This window comes from Pseudomonas triticifolii, from assembly GCF_014358015.1.
GTDB classification, from domain to species: Bacteria; Pseudomonadota; Gammaproteobacteria; order Pseudomonadales; family Pseudomonadaceae; genus Aquipseudomonas; species Aquipseudomonas triticifolii.
In genome coordinates this window covers 1-26,098 of the sequence record NZ_JACONV010000016.1, presented here as the reverse complement: position 1 = coordinate 26,098, position 26,098 = coordinate 1, and the positions used below count along the sequence as shown (strand labels likewise).

Here is a 26,098-nt window from a genome sequence, read left to right as displayed (position 1 = left end):
ATGCGCAGACTTTCGAGCTCCGAGACTCTGGACTGCCATGCGCCGCTTGCTATGCCTGATGCTGTTGATCCTGACCATGCCCGCCTTCGGCGCAAGTCTGCTGGAGAGTCGCCCGGCCCCGACGCTGGGCGGTGCAACCCTTGATAACAGCAAGGAATTCCTGCCCGTTCGTCAGGCCTTCCAGCTAAGCCTGATCGAAACCACGCCGCAATCCATCAAGCTGCGCTTTGTCGCCACCGAAGGCTATTACCTGTATCGCCATCGCTTTCAGTTTCGCACCGAGCCTGCCGACATTGGCCTGGGCGAGGCGCAACTGCCTAAAGGCGAGCAGAAACATGACGAGTACTTCGGCGACGTCGAGGTCTATCACGGCATTCTGGACATCAACCTGCCCCGCAAGCCCGGCGAAGAACGACCTTTTACCCTTGCCGTGACCTATCAGGGCTGCGCCGACAAGGGCCTGTGCTATCCCCCCGAAACCGAGCGACTGGACATCGGTGACGTCGCAGCGAACGCTGCCGCTTCGGCTTCTGCGCCCGACGCAAAGACAGCGTGGAGCTGGAAGGAACTGGCGCTGTTCTTCCTGGCAGGCGTGGGCCTGACCTTTACGCCCTGCGTGCTGCCAATGCTGCCGATCCTGTCCGGCGTCGTGCTGCGCGGTCAGGTGGGTGGTCTGCGTGGTTTAAGCCTGTCGCTGGCCTACGTGCTGCCGATGGCAGTGTGTTTTGCCTTGCTCGGCGCACTGATGGGCATGTTCGGTGCCGGTCTCAATCTGCAGGCACGCCTGCAATCGGCCTGGGTGCTGGTGCCGTTCTCGGCCTTCTTTGTGGTCTTCGCCATCGCCATGTTCGGCCTCTTCGAACTGCGCCTGCCGCAAGGCTTGAGCAACCGGCTTGACCGCATTGCAGGCAAGACCGAAGGCGGCTCGCTGTGGGGCGCTGCGGTACTGGGCGTGGTGTCGAGCCTGCTGGTTTCACCCTGTGTTTCAGCACCGCTGGCCGGCGCATTGCTGTACATCAGCGCCAGCGGTGACGCACTCGGGGGCGCCTTGAAACTCTTCGCGCTGGGCCTGGGCATGGGCGCACCGCTGCTGCTGGTCGCCACAGGCGGCGCGGCCTGGCTGCCGAAAAGCGGCCCATGGCTGGTCACCGTAAAAAACGCCATCGGCGTGCTGCTGCTCGCCCTGGCCATCGGTTTGCTGAGTCGCGTTCTGCCCGGCCAGATCACCCTGCTGCTGGTCGGTCTGTTGAGCGCTGGCGTGGCGCTGTTCATGGGCACGCTGCAACTGACCGACAAAACGTCTCGCCAAAAGCTGGCGCAGCTTATCGGTCTGCTTCTATTGGTCTACGCTCTGGCATGCTGGTACGGCGCACTGACCGGCCAGACCGACCCCACACGCCCATTGGGCCGCGCGCAAGCGACGGTCAGCAACGGGGCGGTAGCGTTGGCGACCAACCCGTGGCAAACCATCACCACCTCCGCAGAACTGGACCGCGTACTCGACGAAGCAAAGCGCAATGGCAAACCTTTGATGCTCGACTGGTACGCCGACTGGTGCATCAGCTGCAAAGTGATCGAACATGAAGTACTGCCTGATCCGGGTGTTGTCCAACGTCTGTCAGGCTACAGCCTAGTGAAGTTCGACATGACCGACAGCAACGCAGAACAGCGCGCCCTGCTGGATCGCTACAAACTGTTTGGCCCGCCCGCGCTGCTATTTTTCAGCAAAAGCGGCGAAGAACTGCAAAACGTACGGGTTGTTGGGGAAATCGACGCTGCGGCGCTGATCGAACGCCTGAATGGAGCAAATGACCAAATCTAGCCCCTGAGTCATAAACTTTGCGCGAATATCGCTCATCGTGCTGGCTACTGTAGTTAACTGGACAGTCCATTGCCCTTCCGGCATAGTCGCCGGGCGTAAACGCTCGCAGACAATAAAAGGACTACACAATGGCGACCATTCTGGTTCTTCACGGACCCAACCTGAACCTGCTCGGCACTCGGGAACCCGGTGTATACGGCACCGTCACCCTGCCTCAGATCAATCAGGACCTGGAACAGCGCGCTCGCGATGCTGGCCACCATCTGATGTACCTGCAAAGCAACGCCGAGTACGAATTGATCGACCGCATTCACGCTGCTCGCGATGAAGGTGTGGACTTTATTTTGATCAATCCTGCCGCTTTTACGCATACAAGCGTGGCAATACGTGACGCGCTGATGGGAGTGAGCATCCCATTCATCGAAGTGCATTTGTCGAACGTGCACAAACGCGAACCTTTCCGCCATCACTCCTACTTTTCAGATGTTGCTGTGGGAGTGATCTGCGGCCTTGGCGCCAGCGGTTACCGACTGGCCCTGGAGGCCGCCCTGGAACAACTGGCCGTTAGCTCCAGGCCATGAATGGTGCAGCCAGAAGCTGACCTCATGGTTTGAACCGGCTGCCGAACTGACTGACAGACCCCTTGGGAGTTGATGATTGATGGATATTCGCAAAGTCAAGAAACTGATCGAATTGCTGGAAGAGTCTGGCATCGACGAACTGGAAATTCGTGAAGGCGAAGAGTCCGTACGAATCAGCCGTCACAGCAAGACCCCTGCGCAGCAGTATTACGCTCCGGCCCCTGTTGCAGCGCCAGTCGCCGCACCGGCACCAGCCGCCGCGCCAGTCGCAGCAGAAGCGCCATCGGCTCCCAAGCTGAACGGCCATGTCGTGAAATCGCCAATGGTCGGTACGTTCTACCGCACCCCTGCGCCGACTTCGCCTGCATTCGTTGAAGTCGGTCAGACCGTCAAGAAAGGCGACACCATCTGCATCGTCGAAGCGATGAAAATGATGAACCACATCCAGGCCGAAGCCAGCGGTGTGATCGAATCCATCCTGGTAGAAAACGGTCAGCCGGTTGAGTTTGACCAGCCGCTGTTCACTATCGTTTGAACCGGGGAGAGCCTGCGATGTTGGAAAAAGTTCTGATCGCCAACCGCGGCGAAATTGCCTTGCGCATCTTGCGTGCCTGTAAAGAACTGGGCATCAAGACCGTCGCTGTACACTCCACGGCAGATCGCGAGTTGATGCACCTGGGCCTGGCCGACGAAACCGTCTGCATCGGCCCGGCACCTGCCAACCTGTCGTACCTGAACATCCCGGCGATCATCTCGGCCGCCGAGCTGACCGGTGCCACAGCGATCCACCCCGGCTACGGCTTCCTCGCGGAAAACGCCGACTTTGCCGAACAGGTCGAGAAATCCGGCTTTGCCTTCATCGGCCCGAAAGCCGACACCATTCGCCTGATGGGCGACAAGGTTTCGGCCAAGGACGCCATGAAGCGCGCCAACGTGCCTACCGTTCCGGGTTCTGACGGCCCGCTGCCGGAAGACGAAGCGACGGCGCTGCGCATCGGCCGTGAAGTCGGCTATCCAGTGATCATCAAGGCCGCCGGTGGCGGTGGTGGTCGCGGTATGCGCGTGGTGCACAAGGAAGAAGACCTGATCGAAGCCGCTGCCCAGACCCGCGCTGAAGCGGCCGCCTGGTTCAGCAACCCGATGGTCTACCTGGAAAAATACCTGACCAACCCGCGTCACGTGGAAGTCCAGGTCATTTCCGACGGTCAGGGCCAGGCGATCCACCTCGGTGATCGTGACTGCTCGCTGCAACGCCGTCACCAGAAGGTACTGGAAGAAGCACCGGCTCCGTTCATCGACGAGCAGGCGCGCAAAGATGTCTTCGCAGCCTGCGTCAAGGCGTGCATCGATATCGGTTACCGCGGCGCGGGCACGTTCGAGTTCCTGTACGAGAACGGCCGTTTCTACTTCATCGAAATGAACACCCGTGTTCAGGTGGAGCACCCGGTTTCGGAGATGGTCACCGGTATCGACATCGTCAAGGAGATGCTCAGCATCGCCGCCGGCAACAAACTGTCGTTCACCCAGGATGACGTGGTCATCAAGGGCCATTCGCTGGAATGCCGGATCAACGCTGAAGACCCGAAAACCTTCATCCCGAGCCCTGGCCTGGTCAAGCACTTCCACGCGCCAGGCGGCAACGGCGTTCGTGTCGATTCGCACCTGTACAGCGGTTACAAGGTGCCGTCGAACTACGACTCGCTGATCGGCAAGCTGATCACCTGGGGCGCAACCCGCGAAGAAGCCATGGCACGCATGCGCAATGCCCTGGACGAAATCGTGGTCGACGGGATCAAGACCAACATCCCGCTGCACCGTGATCTGACCCGCGATGAAGGCTTCTGCGAAGGCGGCGTCAACATCCACTACCTGGAACACAAACTGGCCAATCAATAAGCCCGTGTGTTGCATAAAGACGAAGCCGCAGTGATGCGGCTTTGTTGTTTGCACCGCTTGGAAGTAAACTTGCCCGCTTCCTGCGGCCACGCCCGCACTTATTTTTGAATCGAAGGTAATCCGCCATGCCTTGGCTGCAAGTCCGTCTCGCCATCAGCCCAGAACAAGCCGAAACCTACGAAGACGCCCTTCTCGAAGTCGGCGCCGTGTCCGTGACCTTCATGGACGCTGAAGACCAGCCGATTTTCGAACCTGAACTCAACACCACGCCGCTGTGGGCACACACTCATCTGCTGGCGCTGTTCGAAGCCGACACCGATGCCGATCTGGTGCTTGCACACCTGCGCCTGCTGACCGATGCCGAATTGCCCGAGCATACCGCCGAAGTCATTGAAGACCAGGACTGGGAACGCAGCTGGATGGATAACTTCCAGCCGATGCGCTTCGGCCAGCGCCTGTGGATCGTGCCGAGCTGGCATGCCGCTCCCGAGCCTGACGCCGTGAACCTGCTGCTCGACCCGGGCCTGGCATTCGGCACCGGCACACATCCGACCACCGCCCTGTGCCTGGAATGGCTGGACGGCCAGGACCTCAAGGGCAGCCACGTGCTGGACTTCGGCTGTGGCTCCGGCATCCTGGCCATTGCTGCACTGTTGCTGGGCGCAGAACAGGCCGTCGGCACTGACATCGACGTCCAGGCGCTTGAAGCCTCGCGTGACAACGCCGGGCGCAACAACATCGCTGCCGAGCGTTTCCCTCTGTACCTGCCTGAAGACCTGCCTCGCACACCGGCCGATGTGCTGGTCGCCAATATTCTGGCTGGCCCACTGGTATCGCTGGCCCCCCAGCTGGCAGAGCTGGTCAAGCCTGGAGGGCGTCTTGCACTGTCCGGCATTCTGGCCGAGCAGGGAGAGGAAGTGGCCGCTGCTTATGCTGCTACATTCGATCTGGACCCGATCGCGAACCGAGATGGCTGGGTACGCATCACGGGCCGTCGCCGTTAACCGCCGCCTGAACCGGACCGCCGCATGACCGACAGTTTCGTCACCCAGTGCCCTCATTGCCAGACCAGCTTCCGTGTCAGCCATGCGCAATTGAGCGTGGCTCGTGGGGTGGTTCGTTGCGGCGCCTGCCTGCAGGTATTCAACGCTGCCCGGCAATTGCTGGAACAGCGAGCGACCGAGGAGCCCGTAAAAGAGGCAGAGGCAGAGGCACCGGTGCCGGTGGTGGTCGAGCCGGCGTCACCGCCCTCGCCCACCCCTCACCCCGAGCCCAGGCGCGCTCAGGTTGAAGAGGACCCTTGGCAGGTCAGCGAAATGGACCTGGACAACCTGAACCTGGACGAAGAACTGGCTCGGCTCGAACAGCGCGAGACACAGCGCCCGGACACCTTCGGCGGCTCGGGCGTGCGCAATGACGACACGGCACTCACCGCTCACCGTGAGACCTCGCATGCCGACGAAGCCATTTGGGTAGACACCCTGCACAACGACGACGTCAGCCACCTGCCCGAGCTAAAGGCCGAGGTGATCGAGGAGCAGGACCACACACCCGAGCCGGAACCGACGCCGGACACTCAGCGCACCGAACCCTCGCTGTCTTCGCACCATGACCTGGACGACGAGCCCATGGCTCCGCCCATCAGCGCCCGCAAGCAGCCAACGACCGAGAAAACCGAACGCTGGTCGGCGGTCGATGACGACGACCACACCGACTCCACGCATGATGACGAGCCAGAACCCGAGGTACGCGGCAGGCGCACTCGAAACGAACCCGCCGTGCGTGACAAGACCCTGCTGGACCTCAGTGACGATCCGCTGCAACTGGATTGGCAGCGCCCCAAGCCGCGCTGGGGCCGCCGACTGGCGTGGGGGATTCTGATAGTGCTTGCACTGGCAGGATTGGCCGGCCAGTACATCTGGTACCACTTCGATCATCTGGCGCGACAGGACCAGTACCGCGAATGGTTTCAGCAGATCTGCCCACAAATCGGCTGCAAGGTGCCGTCCAAGGTCGACATATCCCTGCTGCGCAGCAGCAATCTGGTGGTGCGCAGCCACCCGGAATTTCAAGGGGCTCTGGTGGTGGACGCGATCATCTATAACCGCGCCTCATTTTCCCAGCCATTTCCATTGCTGGAACTGCGGTTCGCTGATACCAGTGGTCAGCTCATTGCCAGTCGTCGGTTCAAGCCCGGGGAATACCTGAGCGGCGAAATGGCTGGCAAGGAAGAGATGCCACCCCAGACTCCGATCCATATTGCGCTGGATATTCTCGATCCGGGTGCGAAGGCCGTGAATTACAGCCTGAACTTCCGCTCGCCCGAATGAGCGGCGAGAGGCACGTCGGCGCGGGGTAGTCACCTGACAAACAGGCAGCTTATGCAGCACACTCCTGCATATTTGTCAGCATTTCACCGACAATCGCCGAGGAATGGCTGCCCGCAAGCCCCAAAAGTAACTGTTCAGATTTTATCCAATTCAGCCTTTATCCAGTCATCGAGAGCGGGTATCATGCCAACCCTTTTTCAAACTCTCGGCTTGATCTGACAGTGGCGCAAGCGGCTGACAGGATGGGCCGTTGCAGACCGTGTGGAACGGTTTTTTACCCGGCCTGCGGATGATTCGGCCCCACTATAGGTAAGGCTATGTCGGCGGTACGCATCGGCCCATATACATTGCAAAATGGCTTGATTCTCGCCCCGATGGCGGGCGTCACCGACCAGCCATTCCGTCAGCTGTGCCGACAGCTCGGCGCAGGACTGGTGGTCTCGGAAATGGTCACCAGTGACATGAGCCTGTGGAACAGCCGCAAATCGCGACTGCGCATGATCCATGAAGGTGATCCCGAGCCCCGCTCGGTACAGATCGCCGGTGGAGACGCGCAAATGCTGGCGGACGCAGCGCGTGCCAATGTCGAGCTGGGTGCCCAGATCATCGACATCAACATGGGTTGCCCGGCCAAGAAAGTCTGCAACAAGGCAGCGGGTTCTGCGCTGCTGAAGGACGAACAACTGGTGAGCGAGATCCTGCAGGCCGTCGTGGCTGCAGTCGATGTGCCGGTCACGCTGAAGATACGCACCGGCTGGGACCGGGAGAACAAGAACGGGCTGACGGTTGCAAGAATCGCCGAGCAAGCCGGAATTCAGGCGCTGGCGGTGCACGGACGAACCCGTGCAGACCTTTACACCGGCGAAGCCGAGTACGACACGATTGCCGCCATCAAGCAGGCTGTGTCGATTCCGGTGTTTGCCAACGGCGACATCGATTCACCTGAAAAGGCCCGGTACGTGCTGCACGCCACCGGCGCGGACGGATTACTGATTGGCAGGGCCGCTCAGGGGCGGCCGTGGATTTTTCGCGAGATAGAACACTACCTGCGCACCGGAGAAACACTCCCGGCCCTGCAGCTGGAAGAAGTGGAGCGCATTCTGCTGGAGCATCTGGCAGCGCTTCATGTTTTCTACGGCGACGTAATGGGCGTGCGAATTGCACGCAAACACGTCGGTTGGTATCTCGCAACCTTGCCGGGCGCCAGGGAGTTTCGCGCCCGATTCAATCGATTGGAAGATACGGAAGCACAGTGCGCCAACGTCCGGGAGTTCTTCAGCCAAGGCTGCAAGGGCCCGGATAACCAGAATGATAAAGAGGTGGCCGCATGACGATGATGACCGAGACTTTAGTGAGTGGAACAACACCCGTGAGCGACAACGTCAATTTGAAACAGCACCTGAACACGCCAAGCGAAGAGGGTCAGACCCTGCGCGGAAGTGTCGAGAAGGCGCTGCACAATTATTTCGCCCACCTCGAAGGCGCATCCGTCACTGACGTCTACAACCTGGTGTTGTCGGAAGTCGAGGCTCCGCTTCTGGAAAGCGTGATGAACTACGTCAAGGGCAACCAGACCAAGGCTTCCGAGCTACTGGGCCTCAATCGCGGCACGCTGCGCAAGAAACTCAAACAGTACGATCTGCTTTAGGCATTCAAAACAGAAAAGGCGACCCACCTTGCACAGGGTCGCCTTTTTTTGCTGACTTCTTTTGCTTTTGATGGAAATTGAGATGACCGACCAGACTACCCGCCTGCCGATCCGCCGCGCTTTGATCAGCGTATCCGACAAGACCGGAATCCTCGAATTCGCCCGCGAGCTTGAAGCGCTTGGCGTCGAGATCCTGTCCACTGGCGGAACCTTCAAGCTGCTCAAGGACAACGGTGTCGCGGCAGTTGAAGTGGCTGACTACACAGGTTTCGCCGAAATGATGGACGGCCGGGTCAAGACCCTGCACCCCAAGATCCACGGCGGCATTCTGGGCCGTCGCGGCATCGACGACGCCATCATGAGCGAGCACGGCATCAATCCGATCGACCTGGTCGCCGTCAATCTCTACCCCTTCGAAGCCACGGTATCCAAGCCCGGCTGTGACCTGCCGACCGCGATTGAAAACATCGACATCGGCGGCCCGACCATGGTCCGTTCCGCTGCCAAGAACCACAAGGACGTTGCCATCGTGGTCAACGCCAGCGATTACGGCCAGGTGCTGGAAAGCCTCAAGGCCGGCGGCCTGACGTACGCTCAGCGCTTCGACCTGATGCTCAAGGCGTTCGAGCACACCGCCGCCTACGACGGCATGATCGCCAACTACCTGGGCGGCGTCGATCAGACGGCACAGACCCTGAGCACCGAAGGCCGCAGCCAGTTCCCGCGCACCTTCAACACCCAGTTCGTCAAGGCCCAGGAAATGCGCTACGGCGAGAACCCGCACCAGAGCGCGGCGTTCTACGTTGAAGCCAAACCTGCCGAAGTCGGCATCGCCACCGCAACCCAGCTGCAAGGCAAGGAACTGTCGTTCAACAACGTGGCAGACACCGATGCCGCGCTGGAATGCGTCAAGAGTTTCGTCAAGCCTGCATGCGTGATCGTCAAGCACGCCAACCCGTGCGGCGTTTCGGTCTGCCCGGACGACGAAGGCGGCATTCGCCAGGCCTATGAGCTGGCCTACGCCACCGACACCGAATCGGCCTTTGGCGGCATCATCGCCTTCAACCGCGAGCTGGATGCCGAAACGGCCAAGGCCATCGTCGAGCGCCAGTTCGTTGAAGTGATCATCGCCCCAAGCGTCAGTGCCGAAGCTCAGGCCATCGTGGCCAGCAAAGCCAACGTGCGCCTGCTGACCTGCGGCCAGTGGAACGAACGTACGCCTGCGTGGGATTACAAGCGCGTCAACGGTGGCCTGCTGGTGCAGAGCCGTGACATCGGCATGATCACGGAAGATGACCTCAAGGTTGTGACCAAGCGCGCGCCGACCGAGCACGAAATCCACGACCTGATCTTCGCCTGGAAGGTCGCCAAGTACGTGAAGTCCAACGCCATTGTCTACGCCAAGAACCGCCAGACCATCGGCGTCGGCGCAGGCCAGATGAGCCGCGTGAACTCTGCGCGCATCGCCGCGATCAAGGCCGAGCATGCGGGCTTGCAGGTGCAGGGTGCTGTCATGGCGTCCGATGCATTCTTCCCGTTCCGCGACGGCATCGACAATGCGGCCAAGGCCGGCATTACCGCTGTCATCCAGCCAGGCGGCTCGATGCGCGACAATGAAGTCATCGCGGCGGCAGATGAAGCCGGTATTGCGATGGTCTTCACCGGTATGCGCCATTTCCGCCACTAACTCAGGAAACGGCCGCACTGCCGCAGGCGTCTGCTGCGTTGGATGGGGCTCCGCTGATGCTCATTGCCAGGAGGCAACTGCGCTCAGCGAAGCCCCATCCGCCTTGCATACACCTACGTCATTGCGACCTCGTACCGCGGGGTCATCCGACGATGAATTGCCGCGCTACCTCCCAGAATCAGCGTCATCGAGGTTTTTGACATGAATGTTTTGATTATCGGCAGTGGCGGTCGTGAACACGCCCTGGCATGGAAAGTCGCTCAGGACCCACGCATCCAGAAGGTGTTCGTCGCACCGGGGAACGCAGGCACTGCCATTGAGGCCAAGTGCGAAAACGTCGCAATCGACGTGCTGGCACTCGAGCAACTGGCTGACTTCGCCGAGAAGAACGTCTCCCTGACCATCGTCGGCCCTGAAGTACCCTTGGTGGCAGGCGTCGTCGATCTGTTCCGCAGTCGCGGCCTGGACTGCTTCGGCCCGACCGCCGGTGCTGCTCAGCTTGAGGGTTCCAAGGCATTCACAAAGGATTTCCTGGCACGCCACAAGATTCCGACTGCCGATTACCAGAACTTCACCGAAATCGAGCCGGCTCTGGCTTACCTGCGCGAAAAAGGCGCACCGATTGTCATCAAGGCCGATGGCCTGGCAGCCGGTAAGGGCGTTATCGTCGCCATGACCCTGAGCGAGGCCGAAGAGGCCGTACGTGACATGCTGGCGGGCAATGCCTTTGGCGATGCTGGCTCGCGCGTCGTGATCGAAGAGTTCCTCGATGGCGAAGAAGCCAGCTTCATCGTCATGGTCGATGGCAAGAACGTGCTGCCGATGGCGACCAGCCAGGATCACAAACGGGTCGGCGACGGCGACAGCGGTCCGAACACGGGTGGCATGGGTGCTTATTCCCCGGCACCGGTGGTCACTGCCGAGGTTCATCAGCGCGTGATGGACCTGGTGATCTGGCCGACTGTCCGGGGCATGGCAGACGAAGGCAACGTTTACACCGGCTTCCTCTATGCTGGTCTGATGATCGACAAAGCGGGTAACCCCAAGGTCATCGAGTTCAACTGCCGCTTCGGCGACCCGGAAACCCAACCGGTCATGCTGCGCCTGCAATCGAGCCTGGTCCTGCTGGTCGAGGCGGCGCTGGCGCAGGCGCTGGACAAGGTCGAAGCGCAATGGGATCCACGTCCCAGCCTGGGCATCGTGCTGGCGGCGGGCGGCTATCCTGGCGACTACGCAAAGGGTGCTGTCATCAACGGTCTGGACAAAGCCGCTAAACTCAGTGGCAAGGTGTTCCACGCGGGCACTGCATTGCAGGACGATCGTGTCGTGACCAGTGGTGGTCGTGTACTGTGTGCCACAGCGCTGGGCGAAAGTGTTGGTGCCGCACAGAAAAATGCCTATGCACTGGCCGCTGAAGTCGATTGGGAAGGTTGTTTCTACCGCAAGGACATTGGCTACCGCGCCATTGCCCGTGAGCGTGGTGAAAGCCAGGAGTAAACGATCAGACCCGTTCTCCATACGGGGGACGGGTCAGTTGTCCCGGTGCGACGTAGATTTACCCGATATTCACTCACGAAGGGATTTGATTGTGCGCTGGCTCAGGATTGCCATAGCCTCGACCATTGGGTTGATGACCCTGCTCTTCATGCTCTCGGCGCAGGCCGATCATGGCGCGGGCTGGTCGACACTGCTCGATGAAAAGGCATCCCTGAACCTTGAAGAAATCCGGTCGGCCCGCTATCAGAATCAGTTCAGCCCGGTCGAACTGGAGCACGTTGTCGCGGCCGGCCGCAACAGCGCCGTCTGGCTGCATTATCGACAGCATCCCACCCAACACGAACAACTGTTACGCATCTTTGCCCCCGACCTCGCCACTGCCGACATGTATGTCATGGACGGTGATCGCATGGTTGATTACATGCGTACGGGCAATGAGGTGCCCAAGCAGGACCAGCGACTGCCTTCCAACGATTTCCTGCTGACCATTGCGCAAAGCGCCGTGCCGCTGGACATCTACCTGCGGCTGGTTTCAACCCAGAAAATGCGCCCCAGCATTACCCTGGAACCTGCCATAGAAAGTGCCGCCAATGAAACCGAGCCGTTCCTGTTCGGCCTGTTGTTCGGCGCGTTGGCCATGCTGATCGTCCAGAACCTGACCCGCTACGGACACACTCGCTCACGCAGCAACCTCTGGCTGGCGGCGTGCGAAGCCTTGCTGGCACTCAGCGCCCTGCTGCTGCTCAACCTGCTCAGCCCGCTTGAGTCCTTGAGCATTTCACAGACGCCCGGCGCGCACCTCGCCTTGCTGATGGCGGCCATTGCCGGGCTGATCTACACCTACTGCTTCTTCGTCCACCGCAATGTGAAAGCGCTGGACCGTCTGCTGCTGGGCAATGCAGTGCTCATGGCGCTTGGGGCACTGGTCGTACTGCTCGACGATAACCTGCCCATCAACATTCTGACCTTTGTGCTGGTGTCCATGACCACACTGAGCATCCTGGCAGTCTCGGTGTGGCACTGGCAGAAGGGCTACCGCTCGGCACGACTGTTCGTACTGGGCATGATCACCTTCAACATTGGTTACATGGTCGTTCTGCCAGGGCTGCTGTGGCTGAGCCTGGTGCCTCCGCAGTGGCTGATCCTGTCGCTGCTGGCCGTATTCTGCATCAGCGGATTGCTGATGAGCACCGCCTTGAGCGAACGGCATCGCAGCATCACTGAAGACCGGTTCAGCATCAGCCGCGATCAGGCCGCCAGCACTGCCGAGATCAACGCCAAGGCCGAGTTTCTGGCCAAGATCAGCCATGAGATACGCACACCCATGAACGGTGTTCTGGGCATGACCGAACTGCTGCTGGGCACTCCGCTGTCGGTCAAGCAGCGCGATTACGTGCAGACCATTCACAGCGCGGGCAATGAGCTGCTGACACTGATCAACGAGATCCTCGACATCACCAAGCTGGAATCGGGGCAGATCGAGCTCGACGATGTGCAGTTCGACATCAGTGCACTGGTCGAGGATTGCCTGAATATCTTCCGCGCCAAGGCAGAACAGCAACAGGTCGAACTCATCAGCCTGATACATCCCCAGGTCCCGCGAGTCATCAGTGGCGACCCGACCCGCTTGCGTCAGACGCTGTTGAGCCTGCTGGAAAACGCGCTGAAGAAAACCGAGGAAGGCGAGATCCTTCTGGCTGTGGCCCTCGACGCTTCGAAATCCGGCAAACCGCGTTTGCGCATTTCCGTGCAGGACAGTGGCGAGTCATTGTCGGACGAGGAGCGCGATGCGCTGCTGCATGCCGAACTGCACAGCAAGAATTTCCTGGCCAGCAGTAAACTTGGCGGGCACCTTGGGCTGGTGATTGCCCGACAGTTGATTGTGCTGATGGACGGTGAGTTCGGCATTCAGAACGGCGGTCCGCAGGGCAACACGTTATGGCTGACCCTGCCACTGGACGCCAAACTGCTTGAACAGCCCACGCTTGATCTGGACAGTCCGCTGAAAGACGCCAGGGTGCTGGTGGTCGACGATAACGACACCTGCCGCAAGGTGCTGGTCCAGCAGTGCAGCGCCTGGGGCCTGAACGTCAGTGCCGTGGCGTCCGGCAAGGAAGCGCTGGCGCTGTTGCGCACCCGGGCACACTTGCGCGATTACTTTGATGTGGTGTTACTGGACCAGAACATGCCTGGCATGACCGGCATGCAGCTGTCCGCCAAGATCAAGGAAGACCCAAGCCTGAACCATGACATCCTGCTGATCATGCTGACCGGCATCAGCAACGCGCCGAGCAAGATCATCGCCCGTAATGCCGGGATCAAGCGCATTCTGGCCAAGCCGGTCGCCGGGTACACCCTCAAGACCACACTGGCGGACGAGCTGACCCAATTGAACAAGGGTGTCGCCCTGCTCAATCCGGCACCCGTGTTGAACATGCCGGTTCGTGTGCCCACCGATTTCCGTATTCTGGTCGCCGAAGACAACAGCATTTCGACCAAAGTGATACGCGGCATGCTGGGCAAGCTCAATCTCAATCCCGATACCGCCAGCAACGGCGAAGAAGCCTTGCGCGCCATGAAAGCGCAGCGCTACGACCTGGTGCTGATGGACTGCGAAATGCCCGTGCTCGACGGTTTCTCGGCCACCGAGCAACTGCGCGCCTGGGAGGTCGGCAATCAGCGTGTGCGCACGCCAGTGGTCGCGCTGACCGCCCACATTCTGACCGAGCACAAGGACCGGGCACGTCAGGCAGGCATGGATGGCCACATGGCCAAGCCCATTGAGCTGTCTCAACTGCGCGAGCTGGTCGAACACTGGGTTGAACAACGCGAAAAGGTACGCGGACTCACATCGGACGCTGATCTTTGCCGGCAAAACTGACACGCCGAGGCGTCAGGCAGCCCGCTGCCTGTTAGACTCCCCTGGCCCGCCAACTGCCGCAAAGAGCCCACGTCATGCTCCATGTGTTGTCCAGCGTTTACCTGAAGATGCTGGTGCTTTACAGCCCCTTCTTCGTCCTGTCCTGTTTCATCAGCCTGACCCGTGGACATTCGCGCAAGGAACAGAAGCGCCTGGCCTGGAAGGTTGCCTTGGCGACACTGGTTTCAAGCGTTCTGCTGTACCTGTTTGGCCGCGTGATTTTCGATGTCTTCGGCATCACGGTCGATGCGTTCCGTATCGGCGCCGGCAGCGTGCTGTTCATTTCCGCGCTGGGCATGGCTCAGGGCAAGTCGGCCGTGCAGACCGACAACATTCAGCAGGACGTGACCATCGTCCCCCTCACAATCCCCATCACGGTCGGCCCCGGCACCATCGGTGCGTTGCTGGTGATGGGTGTCAGTCAACCGCACTGGGATGACAAGCTGACTGCCCTGTTGGGTATTGCGCTGGCCAGCCTGACAGTCGGGGTGGTGCTTTACCTCTCCAACCGGATCGAACGCATCCTTGGCGACCAGGGCCTGCAGATCGTCAGCCGCCTGATGGGGCTATTTGTCTGCGCGCTGGCCGCACAGATCATCTTCACCGGCGTCAAAGGCTATCTGGTGCCATGAAGCGGCTCATATCTGGAAAGAGCTGATCATGCTGGTGCTCTTGCTGCCCAGATAGCGTGCCACGTCGCTGCGGTATGCGGCGTACCGGCTGCGGTCGAAGGTGTAGCTGCCGCCCTTGAAGAAAAACAGCAGCCGGCGGCTTCCGGCCGAATACGCGTCAGTCACCAGATGCAAGCCACACAGCAACATCAGGATCTGGCCAGAATCGGACTTTGCACAAGGCACTATCTGGAAACTGCCCAGACGACCATTGTCGAAACCTTGTTCGAAATAGGCGCTTGCCGCCTGATACACGCCCATGGCATCAAACGATCGTCGAACCAGGTCGCCCAGGCGTTGATGGTCCGTCACGCCTTTGATCGCGAAAGTCGCGTCCCTCAAATCCGCCACGCTGCTCAATAGCAACGAATCGCTGGTGACCAGACTTCTCTCCTGCACACCACGGGACTTGAGCCGGTTGCGGTAATAATGCATCCAGCTTGCCCACTGTCTCTCGAAGCCAAACTGTGTTCCCGCGAACAACTGAGCATCCAGCAACACGTCCTGAAGGTCCGTCCTTTCCTGCGCAGACAGCCCTGGGAGGAAGGCGGCCATGCTGCGTGTACCGCCCAGATAAACAGCATTGTTGTCGTGCCTGTCCATGCTTGTACTTCCCTCCATGGGAATTATTTCACGTTACAACTGGATGATCTGGCGCGTTGCATGGCTGTCCAGCGTTTCCTGAACCTGCGAACGCGAGGGCTCGAACAGCGTGCGGCTGAAGCGGTAGGAAGCGCCGGCATAGTGCACGCGCATCTCGCCACGCAGCACGTCCCAGAAAAAAAATCCTGGCCTCAACGCCAGCGTTGTCAGTTGAATGCCACACAGCATGATCGTCACTTCGTCGTCGCTCTCCATGACACAGGGCACGACCTGCACACTTTCGGACCGTCCAGAACTGAACCATGAACGGAAGTAGTTTTTTGCCTGTTCACTGGTCATGAGCGTGTCGATCGAACGATTGAACAGGCCACGAAGTTCGGCCGAAGAGGAAGCGCCCAGAAAGCGCGGATTGGACAGGTCACCTAGACCACGAACGATCATCATGTTATCGCCAACAACGGCTGACTGGCGTGCTCCCGCCTTCTGCATGAAGTGCTGAAAGGCGTGCAGCCACCCTCGCCAGTTGTGTTGACGCGAGGTCTCGTCATCAGCCTTGAGCTGCGCATACAGCAAGCAGTCCAGGACGTCCTGTCGCAAACCGGCCTCGCCCCCCTCGCCGAAGGACACCAGGTTGGTCCCGTACAGACAGCTTTCACTGCCCGGACTCATGGGACACCTCCTCCAGCGACAGGACCAGAGCAGCGCGCCGATCCTGCAGGGCGGTGGCGAATGCTTCACGGAACGGCGTGTAAACCTGATCCATCAATCGCATCGAGTAGACCGTCACCTCGACGTTGCCACACATCATGCCGGGTTCAAGCGCGTCGAACAGAAACCCGGCCGTCAGCGGTTGGCGGGTGGTGAAATGCAGTTGAGTCAGGTTCAGAGCGCCATCTGCCGTGACATGCCCCAGTTGCAACGCCACTGCGGTCGTGCTCTTGGGTGAATCGGGCACTAAAGCGTCGATACTGCGCTCCGGCCCCGCTATCTGGACATGCATCGCGTGACGGCCCAACACGTAGAGTGCCGGGTAATCCTGAGGCTGCAGGCAGGCCTGCCGAACGAGTGTCTCAATGCGGGCCAGCTCTTGGGGCGGGACTGACGTCGCCAATGCGCCACTGGCCAGACGCCAGACAGTATCGACGGTTGGCAGTGCTTCACTGACATAGGCACTGGCTTTGAGAGCCCAGCCAAAACGCAGCGTTGCCGCCAGCCAGGTATCCTTCCAGTTGTCGAACTCCACAAATTTTGGATATTTTTTGGCCGCCGCCAACTGAATGTATAACAACGAATCCAGAACATCGTTGGGCCGATCCACTGCCACCTGTTCAGGAAAAAACAACAAGCACCCTGCGTTGACGACGGCCCCCTCGTAAATATGCTCCATTTAACAGCCCTCCTTGTTGAGAGAGCGAAGGTGCCAGGCACCTTCGCACCCATCGGGTCAGATCTCGAACGCTTCGATGGCGCTCTCGGCACTTTTGCCAAGCTTCTCCTGCACAACCGCTCGAACGCCCGCATACACGCGGGTATTGAAGACCAGGTTGTTTTCACCTCGATACGTTTCCACATCCGAGTGCTGCCATTCCCAGAACAGCACATTGGTGACGTTGGTATTGGCGCTGAAAGCAACCGCGGCCATGGCCAGACTGACGCCTCCGTCTGCGGACTCGGAGCAGGCCGCAATGCGGAAGTTACCGCCGCGATGCGTCTTGGTCTGACGCTCGAAAAGACGCAATGGCTCCTTTTTGGCGCTCAAGGCAGTCACTGCATCCTTGGCGACCTTCAGCATGGCCACCGACGCAGGCCCTGGCAGGCTCGCCGCAGCGATGGCCGAGCCGAGAATTTCCAGCCCCACCTCATCCATCGAGAAGCGCTGCTGCGCGGCGCGGTATCGAGCGTAGCTCCAGTGGGTGGACAGCCAGCCCAGCTTGGACAGCACGTCGTTGAACTTGCCGTACCAGAGGTCACTTTGCGACTCGGGATTGAACGCCTTGTTGGCCACCAGTGTGGCAAACAGGAAGGAGTCCATGATGTCTTCCTTGTTCTGACGCGATACGCCCTCGGCGAAGGCAATCAGGCTGCCGCCGACTACCGCGCCCTCTGCCGTGCCTGCCGTTCCCGCCTCGGCGTCAGGCGGCGCGGTGTCCAGGAGAGATGGTGCGGACAGTGTTGCAACGTGTTCTGCCAGCGAGTGCGAGCAGTCAGCCAGTTCGCAGGCCGCCAGATAGTTTGAATCGATGCTGTCGACAGTACGCAGGGTTGTTTCCGGTTTCATTTCATTAGTCCTTTAATTTATGAAGTCCTGATGGACGAAACGAGACTAGCGAATTGGCGGAACCTGAACAGGCATGCGTTTGTGTAATGCGCCGTGACTCATTGCCGTAGCAGGACGGACGTCAGCCGTATGAAGAAGTGGGAGCGAGTCTCGCGCACGGCCTGATTACAAAGGCGTCGAGACACACTCCGAATTGAATAGAGGCGATTTATTACAAGGCTTGTTGTTCGGCAGAAATCAATTCACGTCGCAACAGCGATGAAAACCCGGGGCCGGCAAGGGCTTTTTATGCGATCAATTCGGCGCGTTCCCACATCCATGTGGAAACGTACCTACGCATCCGTACATTATTTCGTAGGCTTGGCCCCGTACCAGCGCGGTGTATACACCCACTGACGTCCCTCATTGCGAGGAAACGTACAGGTCAGCGACGAACCAATCAGCACCATGGTTCGCATGTCCACCTGCTCGGGCGTCAACTCACCCAGCGTGATGATGCGCAGCGTCTGGCCGGGACGACCGATGTCACGACCCAGCGTGACGGGCGTCTCAGGCGTGCGGTGTTGCCTGACGATTTCCAGGGCACGCCCCAGTTGCCAGGGCCGGGAGCGGGAAATCGGGTTGTAGAACGCCAGCGCCAGGTCCGCCTGACAGGCCAGGTCCAGACGCTTTTCGATGACGTCCCAGGGTTTGAGGTTGTCCGACAGCGACAGCACGCAGAAGTCATGCCCCAGCGGCGCACCTGCTTGGGCGGCAGTGGCCAGCGAGGCAGAAACACCCGGCAGGATTTCCAGATCGACGGCGTGCCACTGCGGGTTGTCGGACTCATGCAACGCTTCGAGCACCGCCGACGCCATGGCAAACACGCCGGGATCGCCCGACGATACCACCACCACCGAGCGACCTTCCGCCGCCAGCTCGAACGCGTGACGCGCGCGCATCATCTCTTCACGGTTGTCCGTGCAGTGCAGCACCTGATCGGCGCGGAACGGCCCGGCCATACGCACGTAGGTTTCATAGCCCAGCACATCGTTGGCACGTGCCAGCTCGGCCTTGACCGCAGGCACCATCAGGTCTGCTGCGCCCGGCCCCAGGCCGATCACCGCAAGGCGTCCACGGCCACGGCCGATCTGGCTCGGCTCCAGCGGCTGGGCCGCGACAGAAATGGCCATCCCCGCAAGACTCAAAGGCGGCAGCAGTTGCGGCACAGCGCTCATCGCCATGTCACTGGCCGAACCTGCCGTGACAAAACGCACCGGCACGCCCAGTTCAGCGGCAGCCTCATGCAACAGTGCATTGGCCATGTGCTGTTCACCTGCCAGCAGACAAGCCAGCGACTGTTCGGCAATCCGGGCGTCACGCAAGGCCTGGCGGACCTGAGTGGCCAGCTCAGGAAGGCACTCGTCCACGGCGACCAATACGTTACGCGGGTAGATCAGCAGTTCGTTGGCCGATGGCTCGCGCAAGGCATAACCCACATGAATGGCCAGTTCAGCCTGGGGGTCTTCGGGCAGTTGCGCCTGAGCCAGCCACGGCGCGTCACCCTCGATACGCACCGACTCGCCAGACAACAGATCGGAAACGAAGCGCTTGCCCAGTTCCAGATCGCCCAAGGCATAACCGCTCGGAGGATTGAGCAGGCAAGTGCCGAAACGCAACTCGCCACTGGTGGTGATCGCCGGATTGACCGCCAGGCCTGCAGCAATCGCGCGAGCCATGACGTTGACCCCGCCCAGACCACCCAGCAGCGGCACGACCGCACTGCCGTCTTCAGCCACGGCCAGCACCGGCGGCTCGACGCCTTTCTCCAGCAATAGCGGCGCCAGGGTGCGAATCACGATGCCCGCCGCGCACAGCGCAATGATCGGGGTGTTCTGCTGATACAACTGGCGCACTGTCGCGCCAAATTCGGTGTATGTGCTGTCAGCACCCTGCACCCGCTCGGCCAGTCCATGAATCACGGCATCGGGATACAGGCGCTGGATGCGTCGTGCGGTGGCCAGGCTGCCGTTGCCCAGAATGACGATGGCCGGAATGTTGTGCACCATCAGCCTTGCCACCTGTCGCCGGGAACGATGATCAACGAGAAATAGGGCGAAGACATCGGGTCGACCTGATCCAGCGGCACGATTTTCTGGTTGGCCATGGTTGCCCGCTCGACATAGAGCGCGCGCTCATGCATGCCCAATTCGGTCAGCACTTCGCGCACTTTATGAAAGTTGCGACCCAGCTTCATGATCACCGCGGCGTCGGCATCGGCCAGCTTGCGTTTCAGGTCGTCGTGGGACAGCACGCCAGACAGCACCGACAGGCTCTGATTGCGATACACCAGTGGCGCGCCCAGCACCGAAGCGCCACCCAGCATCGAGCATACGCCGGGGATCACCTGCGCCTCGTAACGCTCGGCCAACCGGTCATGCAGGTACATATAAGAGCCGTAGAAGAACGGGTCGCCTTCACAGATGACTGCCACGTCGCGGCCAGCGTCCAGGTGCGCAGCAATCAGCAGGCTCGACTCGTCGTAGAAGTCACTGATGACTGTCTCGTAGGACAGCGGCGCAGGCAGGGCTTCGGTGGTGACCGGGTACACCAGCGGCATCAACGTTTGAACGTCCTGCAGGTGCGCCTCGATGATGCTGAACGCATTGCCTTTCTTGCCCTTGGCCACGAAATACGCGACCACCGGCGACTCGCGCAGCAGGCGCAGCGCCTTGACGGTGATCAGCTCCGGGTCGCCGGGGCCAACGCCCAGGCCAATCAATCGACCGCGTGCCTGCATCATTCGATCTCCGTGGCCAGTGCGTTGACGGCTGCAACGGCCATGGCGCTACCGCCACGACGACCCTGCATGATCACGAACGGCACGCCACGGCTGTCGGCAGCGAGCATGGCCTTGGATTCGGCCGCGCCGACGAAACCGACTGGAAAACCGAGGATCAACGCAGGCTTCGGCGCGCCGGCATCCAGCATTTCCAACAGATAGAACAGCGCTGTCGGCGCGTTGCCGATCACCACCACACTGCCTTCCAGGTACGGACGCCAAAGCTCAAGCGCCACGGCGGAACGGGTATTGCCCAGTTCCAGCGCCATTTCCCGCACGCCTTCGTCATGCAGGGTGCAGATGATCTCATTGTTGGCAGGCAAGCGGGTGCGGGTGATGCCCTCTGACACCATGCGCGCGTCGCACAGAATGGGCGCGCCCGCCGCCAGCGCATCGCGTCCGGCCTTGCCTGCACCCGGCGAGAAGCGCAGGTCTTCGATGACTTCGACCATCCCGCAGGCGTGGATCACGCGCACGGCGAGTTTTTCCAGGTCGGCAGGGATCGTGTCCAGGCGCGCTTCGGCGCGAATGATCGAGAAGGAGTTGCGATAAATCTCCTGACCATCGCGGATGTAATCAATCATGCAGTGTGGCTCCGTGAGTCGGCGTTCAACAACGCACCGACTGCTTCAATAGTGAGGTCACGCGCGCGCAGCACACCGAAACCGGCATGGGCTGCGTCGCGAAAATAAAGGTCATAGCGGCCGGGCGAAACGGCCAGCAGCGTCATCGGTGCCACATGCGCCGCAGCGCAGGAGCGTCGGCAGCCAGTCAGGTGCAGCGCCTGACTGTGATGCAAGTGCGCTGCCAGCTGCTGCGCATCGGCCTTGGTATCGGCCAGCCCCTTGGCACAACCGGCCGAACCGGTGCAGGCGACAAGGTGCGCCAGTGGCTGGCCGGCCGAACAGATCAGGCCCGCAGCCTGTAGCGCATCGAGCACCTCGGGCGCTCGTTCGACGGGCACGTTGGGCACCATCAGGCTTTGCCAGGGCGTCAGGCGCAAAGAACCGTCGCCTGCTCGCGAAGCCAACTGAGCGACAGCCGAGAGCATGTCGGCATCGAGACGTCCCAGCGGCACGACAGCGCCCACCGAGACGACGGCTGGCTGAGCCTGTGGATAAATGCCGATGTGGCGCTGGTGCTGGATGGCGGGACGTTGCCACTGCGTAACCGCAGGCTCAACGCACAGCTCCCTGTTCAGACGCGCCGAAAGCTGGCGCAGGATCTCGTCGGTCGACACCTCGGCCAGCAAATGCCGCATGCGGGTGTGTTCCGGGCGGGCCAGGTCGAGAAACAGCTCAAGCAGTGCGACGACCAGAGCCTGCCCATCGGCCAACGGCACCGCAGCCAGAGGTGTGTCGTGGGCCGGACAACCTGCCAGCCCGAACGCCAGCATCACCTGATCGCCACGTTTCAATGCCGAGAGCCACAGGTCGTGGGGATGCTCCAGCATCACCAGCGCTTCACCAGCGTCCAGCGAAATCGCAAACTTGGGCGACAGCTCGTGGAAGCGCGGGTGAGTTTCCAGCGCCGTGAGAATCTGCGCCGCCAGCGGCCGGGCATCGAACAGCATCTGGGCGTCCAGCCCCGCGACCGGGCTGAGCATCAGGTTGCGCACATCGTCGCTGTCTGGGTGGGACGGGCCGAGGCCTGCGTCCAAAAGTACCCTGATCAGCACGTCATGATCGTCGCCCACGCCACGAATCTGCAGATTTGAGCGGTTGGTGGCCTCGATCACGCCTTGTGCATAAGTGCGCGCCGCGTGAGCCACGGCCTGCGCCTGTTCGGCCAGCAGCACCCCGCCGGGCAGTTTGATCCGGCAAATGCCTCCGTCCAGCGCCGGGACGATACGCAGCAACCCCGGACAGGCCGAGGGGCGTAGCGTTGCGCTGAGTGTGCGAGCGGACTTCTGCTCGTTCAATGGATCACCTGGCAGGGACTGACTGGAACCGACTGAAACTGGCTGAACCCGTCCATGGATTAGAGCACTTGTACCCCGTCGGGCGCGGTATTATGCCTGCTTTGTCCGCAGGCATGAAAAGGCGCTCTGTCGGAAGTTCGGATTGAGGGGTATGCATGTCGCCTTGGCTGACAGTGGTGGGAATCGGAGAAGACGGTTACAAAGGCCTGGGCAGGAACGCCCGGCACGCTCTGCTGCGCGCCGATCAGGTGTTCGGCGGCCCTCGCCAGCTGGCATTGCTGCCACCGTGCATCCGTGCCGAACGTCGCGCATGGCCGAGTCCTTTTTCGCTCAATCCTGTACTGGAACAGCGCGGGGCCGAAGTCTGTGTGCTGGCCAGCGGCGATCCGATGCTGTTCGGCGTCGGTGCCAGCCTGAGCCGTGTCGTCGCTATCGATGAGATGCGCATTCTGTCTGCGCCCTCCTCTTATTCGCTGGCCGCGGCGCGATTGGGCTGGCCGCTGCAGGATGTGGTCACGCTGTCGGTGGTCGCCCGTCCCGTCGCCGCGCTCAACGCCCATATTCATCACGGCGTGCGCCTGCTGGTGCTGAGCAACGACGGCAGCAGCCCGGCGATCATTGCTGGCCTGCTGCGCGAACGGGGTTTCGGCCCCAGCCACATGAGCGTGCTTGAACACCTGGGTGGCGAAGCCGAGCGGCGTATCGATGGCCTGGCAAGCGACTGGGGCAACCCTGACATCGCCGCGTTGAACCTGGTCGCCATCGACTGCCGCGCCGACGCCAGCGCCACGCGCCTGACAACCCTCGCCGGCTTGCCCGACAGCGCGTTCGAGCATGACGGCCAGCTCACCAAGCGTGACGTCAGGGCAATCACGCTGGCCCGTCTGGCCCCGGTGCCGGGCGAGTTGCTGTGGGATGTCGGGGCCGGTTGCGGCTCCATTGGCATCGAATGGATGCGTGCCCACCCGACGTGTCGCACGCTGGCTATCGAGGCTGATGAAGGACGGCAACAACTGATCGAATTCAATCGCGATGCGCTCGGCGTGCCGGGTCTGCAACTGGTGCGCGGCACAGCGCCACAGGCCCTGAGCGGTCTTGAACGTCCAGACGCCGTCTTCATCGGTGGCGGCGTGACCCGCATCGGCGTGCTGGAAACCTGCTGGGAGCAGTTGCGGCCGGGTGGCAGGCTGGTCGCCAATGCCGTCACCCTGCAAAGCGAATCCGCACTGATGGCCTGGCGCGAGCGTTACGGCGGCGAGCTGACCCGTATCCATGTCGCCCACGCCCAACCGTTGGGCGAGTTCGATACCTGGCGTCAGGCCTTGCCGATCACCCTGCTGGATGTGGTCAAGCCCTGATGCGTGACGAGACCGCTGAACAACCCGCCCCGCTGCGCAGTGGCTTGACCACGGGAAGCTGCGCGACCGCGACCAGCCTCGCGGCCGCCCGATTGCTGCTCAGCGGACAGGTAAGCGATGCGGTCGAGATCGTGCTGCCCAAGGGCAAACAGGTTCAGATGCGTCTGGAGTTCTGCCGCTGTGTGGATGATTACGCGGAGGCCGGAACGCTGAAAGACGCTGGCGACGACCCTGATGTAACGCATGGGGCGCTGGTGTTCGCCCGCGTCAGGCTGGAACCTGCGCCTGGCGTGCGCTTTGTGGCGGGCGCTGGGGTCGGCACCGTGACACGTCCTGGTCTGGTGCTGGGCGTTGGTGAGCCGGCCATCAACCCTGTACCGCGCCGCATGATGACCGAGCACTTGCTGAATCTGGCTGAATCGCTGGGCTATGGTGGGGGCTTCGAAGTCATGATCGGTGTCGAGGGCGGCGAGGCGCTGGCGCTCAAGACCATGAACCCGCGCCTGGGGATCCTCGGCGGGCTGTCGATTCTGGGCACCAGCGGGATCGTACGTCCCTTTTCCTGCGCGGCGTACATCGCGTCAATCCATCAGGGTATCGATGTCGCCACCACCAATGGCTACGTGCACATTGCCGCCTGCACCGGAAACGCCAGCGAAGACACCATGCGCCGGGTGTACAACATCCCGGACATTGCCCTGATCGAAATGGGCGACTTCGTTGGCGCAGTGCTCAAGCACCTGCGCAAAGTGCCTGTGGAAAAGCTCAGCCTGTGCGGCGGCTTCGGCAAGATCAGCAAACTGGCGGCTGGACACATGGACCTGCACAGCCGCCATTCCAGCATCGACCTGCCACAACTGGCGCAATGGGCAGCGGATGCTGGCGCGGACAGCGAACTGCAACAGCAGATACGCGACGCCAACACCAGCCAGCAGGCGCTGGCAATGAGCGCTGCGGTCGGCGTGCCGTTGGGTGATGTGGTCTGCCAGCACGCCTTGAATTTCGCCCGCAGCGTGGTGCCCGCCCGCGTTCAGGTCGAAGTGTTCGCCATTGATCGTCAGGGCGCAATCGTCGGGCAGGCTGGTGTGCTATCACTTGGAGAACCCGCATGAAACGTATTTTGTTATTGGGTGGTATTGCTGAAGCACTGGCCATCGCCCGCACCTTGGGGCCTGAGCACATTTACAGCCTGGCAGGCGTTGGCCGAGTGCCGACCGACCTGACCTGTCAGTTGAAAGTCGGCGGTTATGGCGGCGCTGAGGGCATGGCACAGTACATTCGCGAGCACGGCGTCGATTTACTGCTGGACGCCACGCACCCTTACGCAGCCCAAATCAGCCACAACGCCGCCCTTGCAGCAAAGCGTGCAGGCATTCCCTGCTGGGCCTTGCGCCGCACCGCGTGGCAGGCCGGGCCCGGCGATGACTGGCGGGAAGTGGCCGGCTGGTCGGAGCTGGTCGCTGCGCTGGCACCGTTCAAACGTCCTTTCTTCACTTTGGGGCGCGAGCCGCTGCAGCATCTTGAAGAAATCCCTGATCACCAGTTCTGGACGCTGCGCGCACTGGACAGCTACCCCGGCAACGAGCGCTGCGACGTCATCGGAGCCCGCGGCCCTTTCTTGCTGGAAGACGAGCGTCAGCTGTTCGAACAACGCCGGATCGATGTACTGATCAGCAAGAACAGCGGCAGCGACTCCACCGAACCCAAACTCGACATCGCCCGCGAGCGCGGCTTGCCGGTACTGATCCTGAAACGGCCTGAACTGCCTGAAGTGGATCGGGTGTTTTGGGGGGTTAATGAGGTGTTAAAGGCGCTGGAGCAGTAGTGCTCACTCAGCCGCCTTCGCGAGCAAGCTCGCTCCCACAAATTTGAGTTCTCCGTGGGGAAACAGTGGCAGCGACTCCACCGGGGTTAATGAGGTGTTAAAGGCGCTGGAGCAGTAGTGCTCACTCTGCCGCCTTCGCGAGCAAGCTCGCTCCCACAATTTGAGTTCTCCGTGGGGAAGCAGTGGCAGCGACTCCACCGGGGTTAATGAGGTGTTAAAGGCGCTGGAGCAGCAGTGCTT

The 26,098-nt window shown here is 61.1% G+C and carries 23 protein-coding genes; 15 read left to right on the top strand and 8 right to left on the bottom strand.

Going from position 1 to position 26,098, the window contains the following annotated elements; all coding sequences use genetic code 11:
- Nucleotides 1-37: 37 nt before the first annotated feature.
- The 12 genes from H8S56_RS18300 to H8S56_RS18245 all read left to right on the top strand — a co-directional run bounded on the left by H8S56_RS18300 (nucleotide 38) and on the right by H8S56_RS18245 (nucleotide 15,013).
- A complete protein-coding gene (locus H8S56_RS18300; RefSeq protein ID WP_187519414.1) occupies nucleotides 38-1,822 on the top strand; it encodes a protein-disulfide reductase DsbD in 1,785 nt (594 codons plus the stop codon).
- 128 nt (nucleotides 1,823-1,950) lie between these two features.
- Nucleotides 1,951-2,403, top strand: a complete 453-nt coding sequence (gene aroQ, locus H8S56_RS18295) for a type II 3-dehydroquinate dehydratase (RefSeq protein WP_024685406.1) — start codon at nucleotides 1,951-1,953, stop codon at nucleotides 2,401-2,403.
- A 79-nt stretch (nucleotides 2,404-2,482) separates the two neighbouring features.
- Complete coding sequence (gene accB, locus H8S56_RS18290) at nucleotides 2,483-2,938, top strand: acetyl-CoA carboxylase biotin carboxyl carrier protein (RefSeq protein ID WP_024685407.1); 456 nt, start codon at nucleotides 2,483-2,485, stop codon at nucleotides 2,936-2,938.
- A gap of 17 nt (nucleotides 2,939-2,955) precedes the next feature.
- A complete protein-coding gene (gene accC / locus H8S56_RS18285) occupies nucleotides 2,956-4,299 on the top strand; it encodes an acetyl-CoA carboxylase biotin carboxylase subunit (RefSeq protein WP_024685408.1) in 1,344 nt (447 codons plus the stop codon).
- Between the two features lie 125 nt (nucleotides 4,300-4,424).
- Complete coding sequence (prmA, locus tag H8S56_RS18280; RefSeq protein WP_024685409.1) at nucleotides 4,425-5,303, top strand: 50S ribosomal protein L11 methyltransferase; 879 nt, start codon at nucleotides 4,425-4,427, stop codon at nucleotides 5,301-5,303.
- 24 nt (nucleotides 5,304-5,327) lie between these two features.
- On the top strand, nucleotides 5,328-6,629 hold the full coding sequence (locus H8S56_RS18275) for a DUF3426 domain-containing protein (protein ID WP_187519413.1): 1,302 nt from the start codon (nucleotides 5,328-5,330) through the stop codon (nucleotides 6,627-6,629).
- Nucleotides 6,630-6,946: 317 nt separating this feature from the next.
- Nucleotides 6,947-7,960, top strand: a complete 1,014-nt coding sequence (dusB, locus tag H8S56_RS18270) for a tRNA dihydrouridine synthase DusB (protein ID WP_024685411.1) — start codon at nucleotides 6,947-6,949, stop codon at nucleotides 7,958-7,960.
- Entirely contained in the window at nucleotides 7,957-8,277 is a 321-nt protein-coding gene (fis, locus tag H8S56_RS18265; RefSeq protein WP_002555375.1) for a DNA-binding transcriptional regulator Fis, read from the top strand. Before dusB ends, fis begins: the two co-directional genes overlap by 4 nt.
- An 82-nt stretch (nucleotides 8,278-8,359) precedes the next feature.
- Complete coding sequence (gene purH, locus H8S56_RS18260) at nucleotides 8,360-9,964, top strand: bifunctional phosphoribosylaminoimidazolecarboxamide formyltransferase/IMP cyclohydrolase (RefSeq protein ID WP_187519412.1); 1,605 nt, start codon at nucleotides 8,360-8,362, stop codon at nucleotides 9,962-9,964.
- Nucleotides 9,965-10,165: 201 nt separating this feature from the next.
- Entirely contained in the window at nucleotides 10,166-11,461 is a 1,296-nt protein-coding gene (gene purD, locus H8S56_RS18255; protein WP_024685413.1) for a phosphoribosylamine--glycine ligase, read from the top strand.
- A 91-nt stretch (nucleotides 11,462-11,552) separates the two neighbouring features.
- A complete protein-coding gene (gene retS / locus H8S56_RS18250) occupies nucleotides 11,553-14,342 on the top strand; it encodes a hybrid sensor histidine kinase/response regulator RetS (protein ID WP_187519411.1) in 2,790 nt (929 codons plus the stop codon).
- 74 nt (nucleotides 14,343-14,416) lie between these two features.
- Nucleotides 14,417-15,013 (top strand): MarC family protein, encoded by a 597-nt coding sequence (locus H8S56_RS18245; RefSeq protein ID WP_024685415.1) that lies wholly within the window; start codon nucleotides 14,417-14,419, stop codon nucleotides 15,011-15,013.
- A 6-nt stretch (nucleotides 15,014-15,019) separates the two neighbouring features.
- Here the strand turns inward: H8S56_RS18245 and H8S56_RS18240 are convergent, their stop codons facing one another.
- From H8S56_RS18240 to cobG, 8 genes are all read right to left on the bottom strand, one after another.
- A complete protein-coding gene (locus tag H8S56_RS18240) occupies nucleotides 15,020-15,655 on the bottom strand; it encodes a hypothetical protein (RefSeq protein WP_187519410.1) in 636 nt (211 codons plus the stop codon).
- 33 nt (nucleotides 15,656-15,688) lie between these two features.
- Nucleotides 15,689-16,324, bottom strand: coding sequence for a hypothetical protein (locus tag H8S56_RS18235; protein ID WP_187519409.1), 636 nt, complete (start codon nucleotides 16,322-16,324; stop codon nucleotides 15,689-15,691).
- The gene (locus tag H8S56_RS18230) at nucleotides 16,308-17,042 is read right to left on the bottom strand and encodes a hypothetical protein (protein WP_187519408.1); all 735 of its coding nucleotides are present in this window, start codon (nucleotides 17,040-17,042) and stop codon (nucleotides 16,308-16,310) included. Before H8S56_RS18230 ends, H8S56_RS18235 begins: the two co-directional genes overlap by 17 nt.
- Nucleotides 17,043-17,099: 57 nt before the next feature.
- Nucleotides 17,100-17,933, bottom strand: coding sequence for a hypothetical protein (locus tag H8S56_RS18225; RefSeq protein WP_024685419.1), 834 nt, complete (start codon nucleotides 17,931-17,933; stop codon nucleotides 17,100-17,102).
- A 347-nt stretch (nucleotides 17,934-18,280) separates the two neighbouring features.
- A complete protein-coding gene (cobJ, locus tag H8S56_RS18220) occupies nucleotides 18,281-19,981 on the bottom strand; it encodes a precorrin-3B C(17)-methyltransferase (RefSeq protein WP_187519407.1) in 1,701 nt (566 codons plus the stop codon).
- Nucleotides 19,981-20,715 (bottom strand): precorrin-2 C(20)-methyltransferase, encoded by a 735-nt coding sequence (locus tag H8S56_RS18215; RefSeq protein WP_408003835.1) that lies wholly within the window; start codon nucleotides 20,713-20,715, stop codon nucleotides 19,981-19,983. Before H8S56_RS18215 ends, cobJ begins: the two co-directional genes overlap by 1 nt.
- Nucleotides 20,712-21,338 carry a precorrin-8X methylmutase gene (locus H8S56_RS18210; RefSeq protein WP_024685422.1) on the bottom strand — a complete coding sequence of 209 codons (627 nt, stop codon included), beginning with the start codon at nucleotides 21,336-21,338 and terminating at the stop codon, nucleotides 20,712-20,714. The genes H8S56_RS18215 and H8S56_RS18210 overlap by 4 nt, the downstream gene beginning before the upstream one ends.
- Nucleotides 21,335-22,675, bottom strand: coding sequence for a precorrin-3B synthase (gene cobG / locus H8S56_RS18205; RefSeq protein ID WP_187519406.1), 1,341 nt, complete (start codon nucleotides 22,673-22,675; stop codon nucleotides 21,335-21,337). The genes H8S56_RS18210 and cobG overlap by 4 nt, the downstream gene beginning before the upstream one ends.
- 155 nt (nucleotides 22,676-22,830) lie before the next feature.
- Here cobG and cbiE point away from each other — a divergent pair, with 155 nt between their 5' ends.
- From cbiE to H8S56_RS18190, 3 genes are read left to right on the top strand one after another with little or no spacing between them, the layout of a single operon-like run.
- A complete protein-coding gene (gene cbiE, locus H8S56_RS18200; RefSeq protein WP_187519405.1) occupies nucleotides 22,831-24,033 on the top strand; it encodes a precorrin-6y C5,15-methyltransferase (decarboxylating) subunit CbiE in 1,203 nt (400 codons plus the stop codon).
- Entirely contained in the window at nucleotides 24,033-25,145 is a 1,113-nt protein-coding gene (locus H8S56_RS18195; protein ID WP_187519404.1) for a cobalt-precorrin-5B (C(1))-methyltransferase, read from the top strand. The genes cbiE and H8S56_RS18195 overlap by 1 nt, the downstream gene beginning before the upstream one ends.
- Nucleotides 25,142-25,858: a cobalt-precorrin-6A reductase gene (locus tag H8S56_RS18190; RefSeq protein WP_187519403.1), complete on the top strand. Its 717-nt coding sequence runs from the start codon at nucleotides 25,142-25,144 to the stop codon at nucleotides 25,856-25,858. The genes H8S56_RS18195 and H8S56_RS18190 overlap by 4 nt, the downstream gene beginning before the upstream one ends.
- Nucleotides 25,859-26,098 lie beyond the last annotated feature (240 nt).